The organism is Pseudomonas arvensis, assembly GCF_056688935.1.
Genome location: NZ_CP162038.1, coordinates 5,335,037 through 5,353,122, shown reverse-complemented (window position 1 = coordinate 5,353,122; position 18,086 = coordinate 5,335,037). Strand labels below are relative to the sequence as shown.

The window sequence follows — 18,086 nt, the reverse complement described above, 5'->3', positions numbered from 1 at the left end:
TGCACCTGATGATTCAACAACCTCGCTCCGAACGTAGCACCCAGAATCGTGTTTTGGCTTTGTTTACGGACAAGTCGCGGCCTGATTGTCTTGACTACAACTACCTGGGTGAGTGGAGCAAGCGTGGGCAAAATCGCAACATTGAAGTCGAGCTGTTGCAGGCAAACCTGAAGCAGCGCGGCTACTCCGATGCACAGATATCGGCGGCGCTGCAAAAGCTGATAACAGCGGCTGATGCCACTGGCATCACGCTGTATCAGGCTAATTTGCGCACCTACCAACTGCTGCGTTACGGCGTGCCGGTACAGGTAGCCGTTGGGCAGGCCCACGAAACGGTGCATCTGGTTGATTGGGAGCAGCCTGAACGCAATGACTTCTCCATTGCCGAAGAAGTGACCTTGCGCGGTGGTCATGAGCGCCGCCCTGATTTGGTGATTTATCTGAACGGTATCGCCATCGGTGTGATTGAGCTCAAGCGTAGTTCGGTAGAGGTGGGCGATGGTATTAACCAACTGATCACCAACCAGGAGGAAATCTTCAACAAAGGTTTCTTCAGTACAGTGCAGTTGGTCTTCGCTGGCAGTGACTCTCAGGGCTTGCACTACGGCACGGCGACTACCCGCGCCGAGTTTTTTGTCGAGTGGAAGGCGTCTTCCCTGAAAGCTGGGCCTGAACAGTTGAATACCCTGCAGGAGATGCCTGCTCGCTACGAAGTGCTACTGGCTGCAGAAGTGCCACTGTCTGGTTACTTGCTGGACGACCCGCTGGCGCAGATGTGTGAGAAGTCTCGTTTACTCGATCTGATTCGCAACTTCATCATCTTCGATGCGGGTATCAAGAAGGTGCCGCGCCCTCATCAATACGCTGCAGTGAAGGCCGCGCAGGAGCGGGTTCGGCGTAAAGAGGGCGGGGTTATCTGGCATACCCAGGGCAGTGGCAAGAGCATTCTGATGGTGCTGATCGCCAAGTGGTTGCTGGAGCATGATCCTGAGGCGCGCATTCTGGTCATCACGGATCGCGACGAGCTGGACAAGCAAATTTCCGGAGTGATGCGTAATGCCGGGGTAATCGGCAACGACTCGCCCTCGCCACGCATTACCTCGCGCGCCGATCTTGTGCAGAAGCTCTCAGCTGCCGCACCACGCCTGCTATGTGCCTTGCTACACAAGTTTGAGCCTGATTTGAGCGTGCCGGCACCGCCCATGCATGGGCGTTTCTATGTCTTCGTGGATGAATGTCACCGTACCCAAGGCGGTGACATGAACAAGCAAATGAAGCAGTGGCTGGCCAATGCCCTGTTTATTGGCTTTACCGGTACACCGTTGCTGCGTAAGGACAAGCAGACTACGCGCGACGTGTTCGGCACTTACATCCATACCTACAAATTTCACGAAGCGGTGGCGGATAAGGTCGTGTTGGACCTTAAGTATGAAGCGCGCGACGTACCGCAGCGTTTGACTTCGCGGGACGGAATCGATGCATGGTTTGAACGAGCAACCAAAGCTCTGAATAATTACCAGAAATCGATCCTGCGCAAACGATGGGCCACCATGGAGTCGCTCATGAGTGCTGGTGAGCGTAAGCAGCGCATCGTCGCTAGTATCATTGAGGATTTTGGCTTAAAGCCACGACTGAACAATGACCGAGGAACGGCCATTCTGGTGGCCGCCAGCATCTATGATGCCTGTCACTACTTCCGGTTGTTTAAGAACACCTATTTCGGCACATATTGCGGAATCATCACGTCCTATGAGCCGAACCACAACGCAATTTCCCGCGAGCCGGCGCAAAGCGACGAGCGTTACAAGTTCGATACTTATACGCAGAACGTGCTGAAGCCGGGCCAGACCACCACCGCTTATGAAGAAGAGACCAAGCGTCGCTTCATTGAGGAACCGGCCAACCTGAAGCTACTCATCGTGGTCAGCAAGCTGCTTACTGGCTTCGATGCGCCCAGTTGCTCCTACATCTATCTGGACAACGAGCTGCGGGACCATAACCTGTTCCAGGCAATTTGCCGCACCAACCGGCTCGACGGTGATGACAAGGACTTTGGCTATATCGTCGACTTCAAAGAGCTGTTCGGCGACGTGCAAGACGCCATTTCGGTGTACACCTCTGACGAGTTGGATGTCGACGCAGGCAGCGGGGGCAATAACAACGTTGAGCTGAAGAACTGGCTGGTCGAAGGGAAGAAGCAACTGGACGCTGCCCGTGAGGCATTGAGTTACTTGTGCGCCCCCGTGGTCCCACCCCGTGAGGTTGAACAGTTTATCCATTACTTCTGTGGTGTTGCCGCTAACGCCGATGCGCTGGATGAGACCGAAGCTCTGCGGGTGTCCTTTTATAAAATGGTGGCTTCATTTGTGCGAGCGTTTGCCGACTTGGCGCAACACCTCACGGAAGCCGGTTACTCGGCTGCTGAAGCCGGCAGGCTGCAGACTGAGGTGCAGTTCTATGCAGACTTGCGTGAGGCGATAAAGAAACATTCCGGCGAAGAGCTGGATATCAAGCCATTCGAATCGGACATGCGGCATCTGCTCAATACCTATATTCAGGCAGACCCTGCCGACCCGATGAGCACGGTCGATAATTTCTCGCTGGTTGAGCTGATCGTTCAGACTGGTGTTCACGATGCAATCGCCAAAAAGCTCAACGCCAAGGGCACGCTCTCCAAGGGTGCGATTGCCGAAGGCATTATCAACAACGTACGTAAGACCATCATTCGTGAGCAACTGACAGACCCGAAGTTCTACGAGGGTATGTCGAGGTTGCTTGAAGATCTGATCAAACAGAGTCGTGATGATGCGGCCGCTTACGAGGAGTTTTTGCGTAAGGCCGAGGCGCTGGTCAGACAGTTGGGGCAGAAAGGACCAAGTAACTCTCCGGCTGCACTTAACGGCCACCGGGAAGCTATTGTTCTTTTTAACAACCTCGACAGCATTGCAACGACCACCTTCCAGTGCCCGAAAGACGAAGGGGCAAAGGTGAAACTGGCTTTGGATATTGATCTAGCCATGCGCGGATCGGCCCCTGCATCCTGGCGAGGAGACCCTGCACGGGAAGCGCAGGTTCTTAATGCGCTCTTCCCTCTAATGGGGCGTGACCGTGTAGCGACTTCGGCAATATTCGAGATTATCAAGAACCAACAGGGCTATTGATGAACGAGATTATTGAGCTGGGCGATATTTCAATTTCGGTGACCAGGAAAGACATCAAGAATGTCCACCTGAGTGTGCACCCGCCAGAGGGGCGGGTAACGTTAGTCGCCCCAACAAGCACGCGGCTTGAAGTCGCTCGGGCTTATGCTATTTCTAGGCTGGGTTGGATTCGCGAGCAACAGAGCAAACTGGAAGCGCAGGCGCGTGAGGCGCCGCGTCAGTTTGTGGAAAGAGAAAGCCACTATGTCTGGGGGCGACGCTACCTGATGGTGGTTAACCACCTGGACGCCAAGCCATCGGTGGTGCTCGACCACAAACGCATCACCTTAACTGTTCGCCCCGGCAGCGATGCGCAAAAGCGCGCCGAAGTGATGCACGAATGGCAGAAGCGGCAACTGCATGCCGTGGTGCCGGTGTTGATCAATAAGTGGGAGTGCAAGCTGAAGGTGAAGGTGGCTAGTTATTACCTGCAGCGGATGAAAACCAAATGGGGCAGCTGTAACCATCAAGCAGGGAACATTCGACTGAACACCGAGTTGGTGAAGAAGCCGAAAGACCTGCTTGAGTACGTGATCGTTCACGAGATGGTTCACCTGCTTGAACCCACCCACAATGAGCGCTTTATCTCGATCCTTGGGGAGCATTTTCCAACCTGGCGCGAGGCCCGCGCCGAGTTGAATGAGTTGCCGCTGACTGCGGAGGTTTGGAAAGAGTGAAGCTGCTCAAGCCCTCACAGAAGCGCTCTACAGCCGTCAGCGAAAGCCACCTCCAACCCTTCTTTTCTCTTGAATCGCTATAAACCGGAAGGACCGGCCACGTTTTTCACAGAACCAGTTATCTGTGGACGTCAAACACCAAGGCCTTTGGTGATGGCCGCGATGGTGTCGGTAGCAGCCGACGCTGAGTAATAGCGCTCAATGCAAAAAAATAGCTGGGAGGGGGATGACTGCCCTGGCATTAGCCAAGGGCAGTCTATCGGACGGTGTGAGCCTATGAGTTACAGGTAACCTCGTTCAGCCAACGACACACAGCCTTCATGACCTCCAACCACATGATCCAATATTCGGGTACCAACCAGGTTCAGCGCTTTCTTGAGGGTCGTGGTTAGCGTGCGATCGGCTTGGCTGGGTTCTGGGTCACCGGAAGGATGGTTGTGGACCAAAATCACGGCTGCCGCATTGTGCTCTAGGGCTATCTTGACCACTTCCCTTGGATACACGTTGGCACCATCCAGCGTGCCTTGGAATAGCTCCCTGAAGCCAATAACCCGGTGTTTGGTATCGAGCAGCAGTAATGCAAAGATTTCGTGCTCGTGGTACCGCAGCAGTGTTTGCAGGTGGCTGAAGACCTGCTTCGGCTCAGTCAGGGCCCGACCTTTAGCCAGGCGACTCATCGCCAGTTGTTGTGCCATCTGCAGGATGTCAGCTTCGGTGACAGGGGATTCCATGACATAGGTACCCGTAGTTTCACCGGCTATGAGCTTGTGATATTTCATGCGGATATTCCTGTACGAGTGCGTGAAAACGGAGGGGGATTGAGTAACGACTTAACGGTTGATGCTGAAGCTGTAACCGCATTCCAGGCACTGATAGTTATCCAGCACCCTGTCATCAATCTGTTCACCCAGCGTGGCTCCAGCGATTCCGCCGGCAGCACCACCAAACAGCCCTCCAAGTATGGCGCCAGCGATACTGCCCACAGCGATCCCAACGGGCCCGCCGACTATGCCGAGTACTGCACCGGCTTCCGCTCCCGACAGTGCTCCGGCGGCCCCGCTGACTGCACCGCCAGCAGCGCCAATCAAACCACCTGTTTGCTTACCAATATTTTTCGTTATGACACGTCCAGAGTTGCAGCTAGGGCAAGGGGCATACATACGTAGATCCTCTCAAGTGATGAGCGTACTGAGCCAAAGAGGCAGGCACGCCAAAATCCCTGCCGCAGTTGATGCGGTGGGCGTTCACAGAGGTGATATAGGTTTGAATTTTTTTTTTGAATGAGACTTTGACCAATTCGGAGAGTTATTTGCCCCGAAAAAGTCATCTAGGAGCTGATGATCTACGAGAGACTTTGGATATTTGAGCCGTTTCATTTGAGCATCACTTGCCGTTGGTGGAATTGGGTAGCCGGCCGTGGACTGTCAATAAACAGCACAGATTTTTACGCCTTTTAGTTTCTTTCTAACTGTCGTCTTAGCAGAAACGGTTGGGTATGTGCGTGAGAAGTTGACCTGTGCAAACACCCAGCATTTGCTCTCCTCCTTGGGCAACCTATGCTCGGCTCCTGTGGATGGATGTGCTGACCTTCTTCGGGCTGGTGGCGTGTAGCCATATCGTTTTAAAGTGATGGCCTTTTGCAGCTCTGTACCACAGAGCTGCGTTTTCAGATCTGAGGGTGGCGTATGCAGGATGCGGATTCGTTGAAGCCCGGCTTCATGATTATTCACGGCAATCGCTTGGACGATTTGCGTGAGCTAGCGGTGATCTGGATGCAGCGCTACCCGTTGGCCCCGCTGGAAAACGAAGTCGTGCTGGTGCACAGCAACGGCATTGCTCAATGGTTGAAGCTGGCGCTGGCTGAAGATCCTGATAACGGTGGCTGCGGTATCGCAGCAGCGTTGGATGTGCAACTTCCTGCGCGTTTCCTTTGGCAGACCTACAGGTCTGTATTGGGGGCTGAGACGACACCAGAGTCCTCCCCGCTGGACAAGGCGGCACTGAGTTGGCGACTCATGCGCTTGCTGCCTCAATTACTAAGTAAAACCAATTTCAGCAGTTTGCGGCGATTCCTTCAGGAGGATGACGATCAGCGCAAACTCTACCAACTCTCCGAGCGGCTGGCGGACCTGTTTGATCAGTATCAGGTCTATCGCGCCGATTGGCTGGAGGACTGGGCGGCCGGGCGTGATCAGCTAAAGCACATCAAAGGCGGTGTGAAGCCGCTGGATCCCGACAACCTGTGGCAGGCGGAGCTGTGGCGTGAAGTACTGGCGGATGTTGGCGAGGGCGCTCTTGAGCAGAGCCGTGCCGGTGTTCACAAGCGTTTTGTCGCACACCTGCGTGAAGCAGGGCAGGCCCCGAATGGTTTACCTCGGCGTGTGGTGGTGTTTGGCATTTCATCTATGCCGGCACAGGTTCTGGAAGCCCTGGCCATACTCTCGCGCTACAGCCAGGTGTTGCTGTGTGTGCATAACCCTTGTCGCCATCACTGGGGCGATATTGTCGCTGACAAAGACTTGCTGGGTCATGCCTATCGCCGTCAGCCAAACAGAAGTGCCTCTATGGCTACGAGCCAACATGGCCAGCCTTTGCTCGCCGCGTGGGGTAAGCAAGGTCGCGACTACATCAATTTGCTCGACCACTATGACGAGCCGGCGAGTTATCGACACCTTTTCGAGGGCCTAAACGGCGGGCGTATCGACCTGTTCAATGACGAGCCACCTTCCAGCCTGCTGGGCCAATTGCAAAGCGACATTCTTGAATTGCGTCCTTTGGCTGAAACCCTCGAAGTATGGGGCCCTGTCGATGTTGCACAGGATCGTTCGGTACGCTTTCACGTGGTCCACAGTGCGCAGCGTGAAGTGGAAGTGTTGCACGATCAGTTGCTCGCTCGCTTCAGTGCCAATCCTGAGCTAAGACCGCGTGATGTGATTGTGATGGTGCCGGACATCAATGCGTATGCACCGCATATCGAGGCCGTGTTCGGTCAGGTGCCGCGTCATGACCCTCGTTATCTGCCGTTTACCCTGGCCGACCAGGGGCAGCGTGGCCGCCAGCCATTGCTGATCGCCCTCGAACACTTGCTTAAACTGCCCCATAGCCGCTTCGCCGTCAGCGATATTCTCGACCTGCTGGATGTGCCGGCGCTGCGGGCGCGCTTCGGCATCAAGGAAGCGGATGTGCCGATCCTGCAGCGCTGGATCGACGGTGCCGGTGTGCGCTGGGGCCTCGATGCGCAGCAGCGCGAAAGCCTGGATATGCCTGCGGGCCTGGAGCAAAACACTTGGCGCTTTGGTATGCGCCGCATGTTATTGGGCTACGCGGCCGGCCAAGGGCCTGAGCTGAATGGAATCGAGCCCTATGACGAGGTTTCTGGTCTGGAAGCCACACTGGCGGGACCTCTGTTGACCTTGCTCGATCATCTGGAAATTGCCCGTGAGGAGCTGCAGCAGCCGGTCACGCCAGTACTCTGGGTCGAGCGCCTGCAATCGCTGTTGAAGGTGTTCTTCCGCCCGGTGGGGGATGCCGAAGAGTTGCTGGTCAACCAATTGCTCAAGCTGCTCGATGACTGGCTGCGCACTTGCGAGTCCGCGCAGTTCGCCGAGCCCTTGCCGTTGAGCGTGATGCATGAAACCTGGCTTTCCGGCATAGAGGAGGGCGGCTTGTCGCAGCGGTTTCTCGCCGGTGCAGTGAACTTCTGCACGTTGATGCCGATGCGTGCGATCCCGTTCAAAGTGGTGTGCCTGCTGGGCATGAACGATGGCGATTATCCGCGCCAACAGTCGCCAGTCGATTTCGACCTGATGCGCAACGATTACCGCCCCGGTGACCGCTCCCGCCGTGAAGATGACCGCTACCTGTTGCTGGAGGCGTTGTTGTCGGCCCGAGAGCAGCTTTACGTCAGCTGGGTTGGCCGCAACATCCGCGACAATAGCGAGCGGGTACCCTCGGTACTGATCGGTCAGCTGCGTGATCACCTGGCCAGTGGCTGGCGATCGGCGCCGCCTGTGTCGCTGCTGCATGCCTTGACCCAGGAACATCCGCTACAGCCTTTCAGCGCGGCCTACTTTGCCGACCAGCCCGGGCCTGATGGACTGTTTACCTATTCCCATGAGTGGCGTGAGGTGCATGAGTCGCGGGCGGAGGAACTCTCGGTCGACGTATTGCCAAAGCTCGCGCAAGACACGCCATTGGCCCTGCGCCAACTGGCTGGGTTTGTACGCGACCCCGTCGGGGCATTCTTCCAGCAGCGGCTCAAGGTCAATTTCGACAATGACGAATTGACCAGCCGTGACGACGAAACCTTTCAGCTCGACGGCCTTGAGAACTGGCAACACCAGGACCGACTCAGCCAGGCGCTCAAGCGTTGGGTAGAAGAGGACTATCGACCTGAGAACGCGGTGGCCGAGCTTGATCTGCATGTGCAGCGTTTACAGCGTGAAGGCAAGTTGCCGCTGGGCGGCTTCGGCACGTTGAGCGCATCGGCATTGGCCGAGCCACTGCCGGACATGCTGGAGCGTTATCACGCGCAGTTGCAGGCGTGGCCGGAAATCGAGGAGGGCCAGACCGCAGCAAAGATCGCGGCGCACGAACCGACCCCTGGATTGAGTGACTGGCTGGGTGGCATTCGCCGCAATGCCCAAGGTGAGCGAGCCTACTTGCAGCTGGACAGCAAGAAGCTATGCAACGACGACAGTTGGCGCTGGCACAACCTGGTTCGTCCCTGGGTGCGCCATCTGGCATTGCAACTGAGTGAACCGGGCTGCACCACGATTCTGGTCAGCTTGAACGGGGACGTAGTATTCCGGCCAATGCCGGCGCAACAAGCTCAGGAACAGTTGCAGTCGCTGCTCGAGGCTTGGGTGGCGGGCATGCGTGAGCCGCTGCCGGTCGCCTGCAAAAGCGCATTCGCCTGGCTCGAGGAAGTGGGGGAAGGCGGGGAAGACAGCGACGCGACTTCCGAGAAAGCCCGCGAGACGTTCGAGGGGGGCTACATGCGCACTGGAGAGGCGGACAGCTCTTTCGCCTTGCGCCGTGCATACGCGGACTTCGACCAACTGTGTGCCTCCGGTCATTTCGCCTCATGGGCCACGCGCCTGTATGGCGGACTGTTCAATCATCTTTCTTCGAGCCGCGCAGGGAGCGACCAATGAAACCGCTAAATCTCAACCCCATCGACTTTCCCCTGCATGGCAGCCGATTGATCGAGGCGAGTGCCGGTACCGGCAAAACCTTCACCATCGCCTTGTTGTACGTGCGCCTTGTGCTTGGTCATGGAGGTGAAGCCGCCTTCAAGGACCTGCTGACACCACCGCAGATTCTGGTCGTAACCTTCACTGATGCCGCGACCCAGGAACTACGCGACCGTATTCGTGCGCGTTTGACCGAAGCGGCGCAGTGTTTTCTGAAGTCTGATCGTGAACACGACAAGCTGCTGCAGCAACTGCGTGCCGAGTACCCGCCGCAGGAATGGCCCGATTGCGCGCGCCGGCTGCAACTGGCGGGTGAGTGGATGGATGAAGCGGCGGTCTCGACCATCCATGGCTGGTGCTATCGGATGTTGCGTGAGCATGCCTTCGACAGTGGCAGCCTGTTCACCCAGACACTGGAAACCGATCAGAGCGAATTGCTGGCCGAGGTTGTCAGGGATTATTGGCGTCGGCACTTCTATGAATTACCGGTGGAGCAAGCCCGAGCCATCGGTGATTGTTTCAAAAGCCCACAGGACCTGGGGGATGCACTCGGTTCGTTGCTGACGCGCCGGGACGCGACCTATCAATATAAAACCCAGCCCCTTGAAGCACCTGGCTCGTTGCAGGCGTTACTCAAGGAGCCTGGCGAATGGTACGCAATGGTCGGCGACCTGGAGCGTAACGCTCGCAAGCTTTGGCTTGAGCATCAGAAAGAGCTCGAGGAGGTGTTGCGCAGCATTCGTCCTCACATGAATGGCAATACCTACAGAAAAATCGATCAGGATGATGTCTTCAACGGTCTGCTGAACAAGTTGGCACAGTGGTCCAGGGGGCAACCTGCGCCGCATAACGTGCACGCCTTCGGCCAGACCGGCATAAAACTCAAGGGCAAGGCCATGGTGCCCAAGCATCAGGCGTTCGAGGCGATCGACCTGTGGGTCGAACAGCGCGACGCCAAAGTGGATATCCGCGCCCAACTGCTGCTGCACGCCTTGCATGAAGTGCGCGAGCGCTTCGATGAAGAAAAGCGCCGCCGTGCCGAAGTCGGTTTTGACGACCTGCTCAATCGTCTTGACCAGGCCTTGCAGGGCCCGTCCGGTCCGCGTCTGGCCGAGACCATTCGCAAGCAGTACCCGGTCGCCTTGATCGATGAATTCCAGGACACCGATCCAGTTCAATACCGGATCTTCGAAACCATTTACCGCATTCCCGCCAACCTGGATGACTGTGGCCTGTTCATGATCGGTGACCCGAAACAGGCGATCTATTCCTTCCGTGGCGCGGACATCTACACCTACCTCCAGGCGCGCGAGGCCACGGCTGGCCGTCATTACACACTGGGGACCAACTATCGTTCCACGAAGGCGATGGTCGACGCGGTCAACCACTGCTTCCGGTTCGCTGAAGCCCAGCCTCGCGGCGCGTTTCGGTTCGCCACAGAAGACCAAGGCAACCCGGTGCCGTTCAACACCGTCCAGGCCAATGGGCGCGACGATGTGTTGCAGATCAAGAGTACGAATCAACCTGCCTTGACTTTCTGGCAGCTGGAAACCGAGGGAGTGGTCAATAACGCCACCTACTTGCGTAAAGCCGCTGAAGCCTCCGCATCGGCGATTCAGGCCTGGCTTGATCCCGCTGCAACCGAGCGTTCCGGTTTACTGAAAGGTAATGGTGAATTCGTCGCCTTGCGGCCCGCCGATATCGCCATTCTGGTGCGCAATCGCAAGGAGGCCGAAGCCATCCGCAAAGCCCTGGCGCATCGACAACTGGCCAGCGTCTATCTCTCCGACAGGGACTCAGTCTTCGAAAGCGAAGAGGCCAAAGACCTTCTGTATATCCTGCGGGCGTGCGCTCAACCCACCAGCGATCGGCTGGTGCGTGCGGCAATGGCGACCCGCAGCGTCGGGCTGACATGGCAGACGCTGGAGAAATTGAACCAGGATGAGTTGTTCTGGGAGCAACAGGTTTTGCTGTTCCGCGATTTTCGGGTGTTGTGGCAACAACAAGGCGTGCTGCCGATGCTGAGAAAGCTGCTTGCCACGTTCAAGGTGCCGGCCCGTTTGCTTCTGGAAGATCAGGGTGAGCGGCGCTTGACCAACCTGTTGCATCTGGCCGAATGGTTGCAACGCAGCGCCGCCGAACTCGATGGCGAGCATGCGTTGATCCGCCACCTGGCCGAGCAGGTCGATGGCCAGAGCGAAGAAGAAATTCTGCGCCTGGAAAGCGATTCGGACCTGATCAAGGTCATCACCGTGCACAAGTCCAAGGGCCTGGAATACCCATTGGTGCTGCTGCCGTTTGCCTGTAGCGCCAGGGCGATCGATGGCCGAAGCACAACACCGCCTATGTTCCACGACGACAAGGGTCTGGTGATCGAGCTGATCAAGGGCGATCTGGCCAAACCGGCACAGGCGCTTGCCAACGATGAGCGCATGGGCGAAGAGATGCGCCTGCTCTACGTTGCCCTGACGCGAGCCCGTTATGCCACCTGGATCTGTGTGGCGCCTCAGGGCTCCAGGGCAGGAGGCACATCGACGGATCTGCACAAGGCCGGTTTGGGCTACATGCTGGCGGGTGAGAAGCCGATCGCAGCGGCGCAACTGCCCGGCGTGGTCGAGGCCTTGGCCAACGGCTGCACGGACATTGAGGTCTGCGCAGCGCCGGTGTCGTCCGACGATGTGCATGCGGCGCCAGCTCCACCGTCGGTGGGGCCGGCATTGCGCCCTTTGCACAAGCTCGCGGCGAACTGGTGGATTGCCAGTTACTCCGCCTTGGCCATTGCTGACGGCAATGTCCTGATGGGGGCAGAGCCGGGTGTCAGTCTTGAGCCGGCGACTGCGGTGGAAGCAAATTTGCAGGAGGAAGACGAAGCTGAAACCTTGCCTGCAGGGGCTGGGATTCACGGTTTTCCTCGGGGTGCGGGCCCGGGCACCTTTTTGCACGGGTTGTTCGAATGGGCCGGCCGCGAAGGCTTCGCCAAGACTGCTGGCGAAGCTGAAGTCCTGCACAACACCGTTGCCCGACGCTGCAACCTGCGTGATTGGGAGACTTGGATCGAACCTCTGTCTGCTTGGCTGGGCAGCTATCTGAATGTACCACTGCGATTCAACGGTACCCAGTGCAAACTCTCGACCCTGAGCACCTATCAGGTAGAAATGGAGTTCTGGTTTTCCAGCCGATCCGTAAACGTTCAGCGCCTTGATGCGCTGGTGCGGCAATACACGTTGGGCGGTGCGCCGCGTCCCGTGCTGGCCTCCAACGAATTGAACGGCATGTTCAAAGGTTTCATCGACCTGACGTTTGAACATCAAGGTCGCTACTACGTGGCGGACTACAAATCCAACTGGCTGGGTAGCAACGATCAGGCCTACGACGCCGATGCGATGGTCGCGACGATGCTGGACAAGCGTTACGACCTACAACTGTGTTTGTACCTGCTGGCCTTGCATCGCCAGCTCAAGCTGCGTCTTCCGGGTTATGACTATGAACAGCAAATGGGCGGGGCGTTGTATCTGTTCGTCCGTGGCCACCAGGCACCGACTCAAGGCGTTCATTTCGAAAGGCCGCCGCGGCAATTAATTGAACAGCTGGACCAACTATTCATGGGGCAACACGCGGAGGCCAGCGCATGAGCCAGACCCTTAAGCAACTCAGCAACAGCCAGCGCAACGTTGACCACCCGGCGGTGTTCATAGGAGATGCCAGCGGCACGGAGCTGCTGCATCAACTGGACAATTGGGTGAACCGTGGCTGGTTGCGCGCGCTGGATCGTTCGTTCGCCACCTTCATTCTTGAGCAGGACCCCCAGGCCCAAGCCAGTGTGTTGCTGGCCGCCGCGATGACCAGTCATCAACTGGGGCGCGGGCATTCCTGCCTGGATCTGGCCGCCACGTTGCATGCCCCGGACTTTGTGTTGTCGTTGCCACCTGAAGGCGAGGAGGGCAGCCAGCTACCGTCACAGTGGTTGCTGGGCCTGGACATCGCCCAGTGGCGCCAGGCGTTAACCTTGAGCCCGCTAGTGGAGGACCGGGACGGGCTACAGCGCTTCCCGGAACGGCCGCTGGTGTTGACCGGGCAGCGCCTATACCTGCGCCGTTACTGGAACTACGAGCGCAGCATTGCTCAGGCGTTGAGTCGCCGTTTAAGTGTGGAAGCGGTGACGCCGCACAACCTCTCCAGTCGGCTCGATGCCTTGTTCCCGGACGCCTTTGAGGTCAAGGGTGAGCGCGGTAGCGACTGGCAGAAAATTGCCTGCGCACTGGCGGCACGGGGCAATTTCAGTGTCATCACCGGCGGCCCCGGCACCGGCAAGACCACCTCTGTGGTGCGCCTGCTGGGACTGCTGCAAACCCCCGCCGTGGAAGAAGGGAAGCCGCTGCGAATTCGTCTCGCCGCACCCACCGGCAAGGCGGCTGCACGCTTGTCCGAATCCATCGGCAAGGCTGTCCGTGAATTGCCTGTGAGCGCCCCGGTGTGCGAGGCGATTCCGACCGATGTTTCTACTTTGCACCGATTGCTGGGCAGCCGACCGGATTCGCGCAACTTCATTCACCACCGGGATAAGCCGCTGGAGCTGGATGTGTTGGTGGTCGACGAGGCGTCGATGATTGACCTAGAAATGATGGCCTGCCTGCTCGATGCCTTGCCCCGTCAGGCCCGCTTGATCCTGCTGGGTGACAAGGATCAGCTGGCGTCGGTGGATGCGGGTTCGGTATTGGGCGACCTGTGTCGTGATGCCGAAGCCGGTGGCTACAGCGAGCAGACTACGGCCTGGTTGAAAGCCCATAGTGGCGAGGCGGTCAGTGCTCCGGGGTTGCAAACGGCAGTCGGTCTGGGTGATCCACTGGCCCAACAGACCGTCATGCTGCGTTACTCCCGGCGCTTCGACGCCCAGCAAGGCATCGGACGCCTGGCGAAGTTGGTCAATGAGAAAAATGCCGCTGAAGCACGAATCCTGCTGGATCAGCAATTAGAGCAGCTGTTCAACCTCAAGTTGCGAGGCGAGCATGATGCCGCGCTCACTGACTTGATTATCAACGGTAAAGGCGATGCTCCTGGTTACCGTCATTACCTTGAGCAGCTGCGGGACCAGCGTCCCGCGAGGGACACTGCCTGGGACGGTGACCTATGGGCTGGTTGGGCTGGCAAAGTGTTGACCGCGTTCGACGAGTTCCGCCTGCTCTGTGCGTTACGTCGCGGACCTTGGGGGGTTGAGGGGCTGAATCAGCGAGTGGCCGCCGAATTACGCCGCTGTGAACTGTTGTCGGGGGAACAGGGTTGGTACGAAGGGCGTCCGGTACTGGTCACTCGCAATGATTACAATTTGAACTTGATGAATGGTGACATTGGTATCGCACTATGGATACCAGGACCCTCCGCAGAGCTGGTTCTACGTGTGGCCTTCCCGCGAAACGATGGTAGTGGTGGCGTACGTTTCGTGATGCCGAGTCGGCTGGTGGAAGTTGAGACTGTCTTCGCCATGACGGTGCACAAATCCCAGGGGTCGGAGTTCAACCATACGGCATTGGTACTGCCCGATGCGTTGAACCCTGTGTTGACCAAGGAGTTGTTGTACACCGCCATTACCCGGGCCAAGAGTTGGTTCAGTCTGGTCGAAGCCAGGCCGGGCGTGTTCGAGGGTGCGGTGAGTCGCAATGTGCAGCGTACCAGCGGGCTGGCGCTGCAACTGCAAGACGAACTGGCGAAAATTCAACGCACCTGAGTAGGTGCGTTCAGGCATTTATAGCCTGGGTACTGCGCTTCAGCGGTGACCTTTGCCATGGCGGAGGTCACCGCCTGAACAGTGATGGTGAAGTTGGCTTGGGGGCCGGCGGTAGCGACCACACGTTGCATGAAGGCTCGGTAGGTTTTCATGGCGCTTTCCTTGATGAATGTGGGGTTTAATCTTCTTCGCCGTTACCACGCGTGCGGGTGATCTTTATTGCTCGACCGAGCGCGAAGAGCACCATGTCGATATTCACCACGAATCCCGGTTCCGAATCTTGGCGCTCGTTAAAGTGCTCGTTGAGCCAGAGCTTGTAGCGTTCGATGCATGCGACGTCCTTGTCCCAGCTGATCTTCTTGCGAATGGCCTTAACCTTGGCAGAGTTGGGGGTGTTCATCTGTTCATAGAGTTCAAAGGCACGAAGGACGTGCTGATCGACAATTGATTCCGAGCGATCAGCCAGATGCCGACCGAACTGTCTGAACACCTGGCCGGGGCCGTTAGTCAGCGCAGTTGGTCTGACGTCTGCTGCTCCCTTGATGATGTGCGCCACTTTCTGCAGGTCGCCGTTTTTCCAGGCCAGGGCGTAGAGCAGTTTTTCCAAGGGGGTTTCAAGTCGGGCGCTGAGATCAGCATGCAGACGCAGATCCTCGTCAAGCTTGTCAGCCATGAGCGAACTGATGTCCTTGGCCGTCAATTCAAGCTGCAGTTCCGGATACTTGCTGCGGTCCATTTGCCAATTATTCAGCGTCGGATGGTTGGTCAGCATCTCTTTCAGTGCGGACACGTCGGGGGCGTTTAGGATCTCGGTGAAGGTGTTTTTCACCAGGTTCAAGGCTTCCGGATTATTCAATATCGTGTTCTCTCGTGGGGACTGATGCAGAGCTTAATCACCTGGCGCGACAGATCATGTCGTACAGCGTCAGGACTCGGTCTTATTTGAGATCGACCACCAGTGGCAAGGTTGTCGCGAACGTAGCAGTCGAAGGGGCCTGTATCAGTCATATAGCCAAGGTTTCAACTCCTTCAGGTTCTCCACTACGATCTGTTGCGCCTCTGGTTTCGGGTCCATGTTCTTCGGATCAATTTGATACCGCTGCAGCACATACTTGACCAGCGCTTGGCGACAGGGAATCTGCAGTCGCCCATCGACCATCCCGAAGTCCTCTTGGATTATCGCTTTCTGGGTTAACGTCAGACGTTCATCCGGCTTGATGATGACGTTAACTTCACTATTCCATTGGTCGTCGCCCGAGATGCCATTCTCGGTTTCGCCATCCATCAAATCAGGTACGCCACGCAGTCGACTCAGCACAAAGTCTCGGTACTCGCGGTTTTTTTCGCAGTAAGCACGCACATGCCAGCGCATGCCTGTGTAAACCAGCGTATGTGGCGCGATAGTTCGCCCTTCAGGCTCCGGACTGTTTAGCGAAACGTAGTCGATATCCAGACGTAGATGCTCTCGGCAAGCCTTGAGCAGTGGTCGCAGTATCTCAGCCTTGATTGAGCGATCAGGCACTTCCAGTACTTTGGTATGGGCGTAGGCTAACGCCAGCCCCTCAACGTGTGGCGCTCGAGCATTGTTCTGGTAAAGCAGGTGTAGGTAGGCGCTGGCGCTGTCATCGATGAACAGTGGCTTGAATTGTTTGCTCGGCACGTAACCCTTGATCTGTCGATCATATGTAAGGTTTTTAGGCGCATGCTCGGTGATGTAGGTGTTGATGTCCTTGGATGCTTGCTGACGGCTGATGCCGAAGCTCTGCGTCAAGTGCACCGTGGTCAGCCGGCCTTCCCACCACGCGACAGTTTCGATCAGTCGGTAGCGAAGGGCGAGGTCCCAACGGACCTGCGCGATGGTTTGCTTGCGTTTCATGTCGCCTCCATGTGAGTGAATACTTTACCTGTATAAGTCTACATTCTAGACGTGTCGTTTAACACTACATATCGTGACTCTGGCAAGTTTGGAGTTGACGACATGAGGGATATGTTTATGGATGGTTGGGATTGGACGGCGTCGGTAGCGATGCTGATGCTGTTGATGATCCTGCTGATGCTTTTGGTGCAGTATCTGCAGACTAACAAAGCCTGGAGATTGCTCGAGCATTGGCATGCGACCACGAAGGAGCGCCAGCAGCGGCTGAGCTGGCACACCGAAGAGAATCGCGAGTTGAAATCGGCGCTTCGGGCGGAGAAGGCTCATGTGGAGCAGTTGCAGCGCAAGGTGGAGATTCTGCAGGCTTTGCTGCCCTAGGTGTGAGGCACGAGGGCCTTGGTGCAAGGCCCCGTGATTTGGCTCCGATACGGTGTAGACATTAGGAGGAGTACATGCTCGATTCGCTAGAAATTTGCAGGCTTCTGGAAGGCAACGGTTGCAGCAGGAAGTACGAAAGAGCCTATGCGCGGGGTTATGTGCACCCGGGGCTTGAGCATCCGCTATTCGTCAAGCATTACGCCACCGGCCGAAGCGTTGGGCGCCAGCCATTGGTGCTGCATCCGGCATACCGGAAATCGGCGCATTGGGCGCAAATCAAGGCGCTGACGCGGGGAGTACCCAATGAGACTTACAAAAGTACCAGCCTGGAAGCGTTTCCGTTTGCGCCGGGCTCTACCAGCAAAACCGGAATCGCAGTCAATGTGGCTAATGTAGACGACTTGCTCAGTTTGTTTGGCGTGCTTGGCGGTGAGTTGGTGAGCATCGAGAAGCAGGTGGAAGACGAAGTCAGCTTGATTGAGCTCTTCGAGCGATCGCCTATTGGGCAGCAGATCGGTACGACTGAACGTGAAGCCATCATCCGAGCGCGAGTAGGACAAGGCGTCTATCGCCAGGCGCTGCTCGAGCATTGGCAAGGTTGTGCTGTGAGTGGCTTTGCGCTCGCTTCCATGCTGCGCGCGTCACACATTAAACCATGGCGTGACGCCACGCATCTGGAGCGCCTCGATCCCTTTAACGGATTGCTTCTGACGCCCAACCTGGATCAAGCCTTTGATCTGGGGCTGATCAGCTTCACCGAGAAGGGCGATATTGTAATTGCGCAAGCCCTGACCACTGAACTGCAACTGGCACTGGGCATTAACGCGCAGTGCCGGTTGCGTAGTCTTCATGACCGCCATTTGAACTACTTGGCTTGGCATCGCGAGCACGTATTCCGCAGCTAGCGGCTCGTGTTAATCGTTGTTAGGCCAAAGGATTGAGTACCGAGTATTTTCCGTACCACCAGCTTCATTGCCAGTAGAGCACTTCATCGTCGCAGACCGATGGAGAACCGAAAAAACGATTTCAGCAAGTGCT

The 18,086-nt window shown here is 57.0% G+C and carries 12 protein-coding genes; 7 read left to right on the top strand and 5 right to left on the bottom strand.

Translation table 11 applies throughout. The features are described 5' to 3' along the window. Window positions 1–8 precede the first annotated feature (8 nt). Window positions 9–3,161: a type I restriction endonuclease subunit R gene (locus AB3G88_RS24275; protein WP_480451996.1), complete on the top strand. Its 3,153-nt coding sequence runs from the start codon at window positions 9–11 to the stop codon at window positions 3,159–3,161. Beyond that, the gene (locus AB3G88_RS24270) at window positions 3,161–3,877 is read left to right on the top strand and encodes a M48 family metallopeptidase (RefSeq protein WP_480451994.1); all 717 of its coding nucleotides are present in this window, start codon (window positions 3,161–3,163) and stop codon (window positions 3,875–3,877) included. The genes AB3G88_RS24275 and AB3G88_RS24270 overlap by 1 nt, the downstream gene beginning before the upstream one ends. A gap of 281 nt (window positions 3,878–4,158) precedes the next feature. Here the strand turns inward: AB3G88_RS24270 and radC are convergent, their stop codons facing one another. After that, window positions 4,159–4,656 carry a RadC family protein gene (gene radC / locus AB3G88_RS24265; RefSeq protein WP_480451993.1) on the bottom strand — a complete coding sequence of 166 codons (498 nt, stop codon included), beginning with the start codon at window positions 4,654–4,656 and terminating at the stop codon, window positions 4,159–4,161. A gap of 51 nt (window positions 4,657–4,707) precedes the next feature. After that, entirely contained in the window at window positions 4,708–5,037 is a 330-nt protein-coding gene (locus AB3G88_RS24260) for a hypothetical protein (RefSeq protein WP_480451990.1), read from the bottom strand. 525 nt (window positions 5,038–5,562) lie between these two features. Between AB3G88_RS24260 and recC the strand changes: the two genes are divergently transcribed. Genes recC through recD form a run of 3 tightly spaced genes read left to right on the top strand, consistent with a single transcriptional unit; the run spans window position 5,563 to window position 14,794 of the window. Continuing rightward, complete coding sequence (gene recC, locus AB3G88_RS24255) at window positions 5,563–9,033, top strand: exodeoxyribonuclease V subunit gamma (protein WP_480451988.1); 3,471 nt, start codon at window positions 5,563–5,565, stop codon at window positions 9,031–9,033. Next, window positions 9,030–12,704, top strand: a complete 3,675-nt coding sequence (recB, locus tag AB3G88_RS24250; RefSeq protein WP_480451986.1) for an exodeoxyribonuclease V subunit beta — start codon at window positions 9,030–9,032, stop codon at window positions 12,702–12,704. Before recC ends, recB begins: the two co-directional genes overlap by 4 nt. Continuing rightward, a complete protein-coding gene (recD, locus tag AB3G88_RS24245) occupies window positions 12,701–14,794 on the top strand; it encodes an exodeoxyribonuclease V subunit alpha (protein ID WP_480451984.1) in 2,094 nt (697 codons plus the stop codon). Before recB ends, recD begins: the two co-directional genes overlap by 4 nt. On the opposite strand, the gene AB3G88_RS24240 is transcribed toward recD, so the two are convergent. From AB3G88_RS24240 to AB3G88_RS24230, 3 genes are all read right to left on the bottom strand, one after another. Beyond that, window positions 14,782–14,946, bottom strand: a complete 165-nt coding sequence (locus AB3G88_RS24240) for a hypothetical protein (RefSeq protein ID WP_175456232.1) — start codon at window positions 14,944–14,946, stop codon at window positions 14,782–14,784. The genes recD and AB3G88_RS24240 overlap by 13 nt on opposite strands. A gap of 26 nt (window positions 14,947–14,972) precedes the next feature. Beyond that, on the bottom strand, window positions 14,973–15,650 hold the full coding sequence (locus AB3G88_RS24235) for a hypothetical protein (protein WP_480451981.1): 678 nt from the start codon (window positions 15,648–15,650) through the stop codon (window positions 14,973–14,975). A 144-nt stretch (window positions 15,651–15,794) separates the two neighbouring features. Then, window positions 15,795–16,670 carry a helix-turn-helix transcriptional regulator gene (locus tag AB3G88_RS24230; protein WP_480451979.1) on the bottom strand — a complete coding sequence of 292 codons (876 nt, stop codon included), beginning with the start codon at window positions 16,668–16,670 and terminating at the stop codon, window positions 15,795–15,797. A 117-nt stretch (window positions 16,671–16,787) separates the two neighbouring features. On the opposite strand from AB3G88_RS24230, the gene AB3G88_RS24225 reads away from it, so the two are divergent. Both AB3G88_RS24225 and AB3G88_RS24220 read left to right on the top strand, forming a co-directional pair. Continuing rightward, complete coding sequence (locus AB3G88_RS24225) at window positions 16,788–17,048, top strand: hypothetical protein (protein ID WP_169858920.1); 261 nt, start codon at window positions 16,788–16,790, stop codon at window positions 17,046–17,048. 74 nt (window positions 17,049–17,122) lie between these two features. Then, complete coding sequence (locus AB3G88_RS24220; protein ID WP_480451977.1) at window positions 17,123–17,953, top strand: HNH endonuclease; 831 nt, start codon at window positions 17,123–17,125, stop codon at window positions 17,951–17,953. Window positions 17,954–18,086 lie beyond the last annotated feature (133 nt).

What these genes read in the sequence shown, in the direction of transcription:
- AB3G88_RS24240 (WP_175456232.1), bottom strand. Translation starts at nt 14,946, where the DNA reads ATGAAAACCTACCGAGCCTTCATGCAACGTGTGGTCGCTACCGCCGGC.
- AB3G88_RS24225 (WP_169858920.1), top strand. Translation starts at nt 16,788, where the DNA reads ATGGATGGTTGGGATTGGACGGCGTCGGTAGCGATGCTGATGCTGTTG.
- recC (WP_480451988.1), top strand. Translation starts at nt 5,563, where the DNA reads ATGCAGGATGCGGATTCGTTGAAGCCCGGCTTCATGATTATTCACGGC.
- AB3G88_RS24230 (WP_480451979.1), bottom strand. Translation starts at nt 16,670, where the DNA reads ATGAAACGCAAGCAAACCATCGCGCAGGTCCGTTGGGACCTCGCCCTT.
- recB (WP_480451986.1), top strand. Translation starts at nt 9,030, where the DNA reads ATGAAACCGCTAAATCTCAACCCCATCGACTTTCCCCTGCATGGCAGC.
- AB3G88_RS24275 (WP_480451996.1), top strand. Translation starts at nt 9, where the DNA reads ATGATTCAACAACCTCGCTCCGAACGTAGCACCCAGAATCGTGTTTTG.
- AB3G88_RS24270 (WP_480451994.1), top strand. Translation starts at nt 3,161, where the DNA reads ATGAACGAGATTATTGAGCTGGGCGATATTTCAATTTCGGTGACCAGG.
- radC (WP_480451993.1), bottom strand. Translation starts at nt 4,656, where the DNA reads ATGAAATATCACAAGCTCATAGCCGGTGAAACTACGGGTACCTATGTC.
- AB3G88_RS24220 (WP_480451977.1), top strand. Translation starts at nt 17,123, where the DNA reads ATGCTCGATTCGCTAGAAATTTGCAGGCTTCTGGAAGGCAACGGTTGC.
- AB3G88_RS24260 (WP_480451990.1), bottom strand. Translation starts at nt 5,037, where the DNA reads ATGTATGCCCCTTGCCCTAGCTGCAACTCTGGACGTGTCATAACGAAA.
- recD (WP_480451984.1), top strand. Translation starts at nt 12,701, where the DNA reads ATGAGCCAGACCCTTAAGCAACTCAGCAACAGCCAGCGCAACGTTGAC.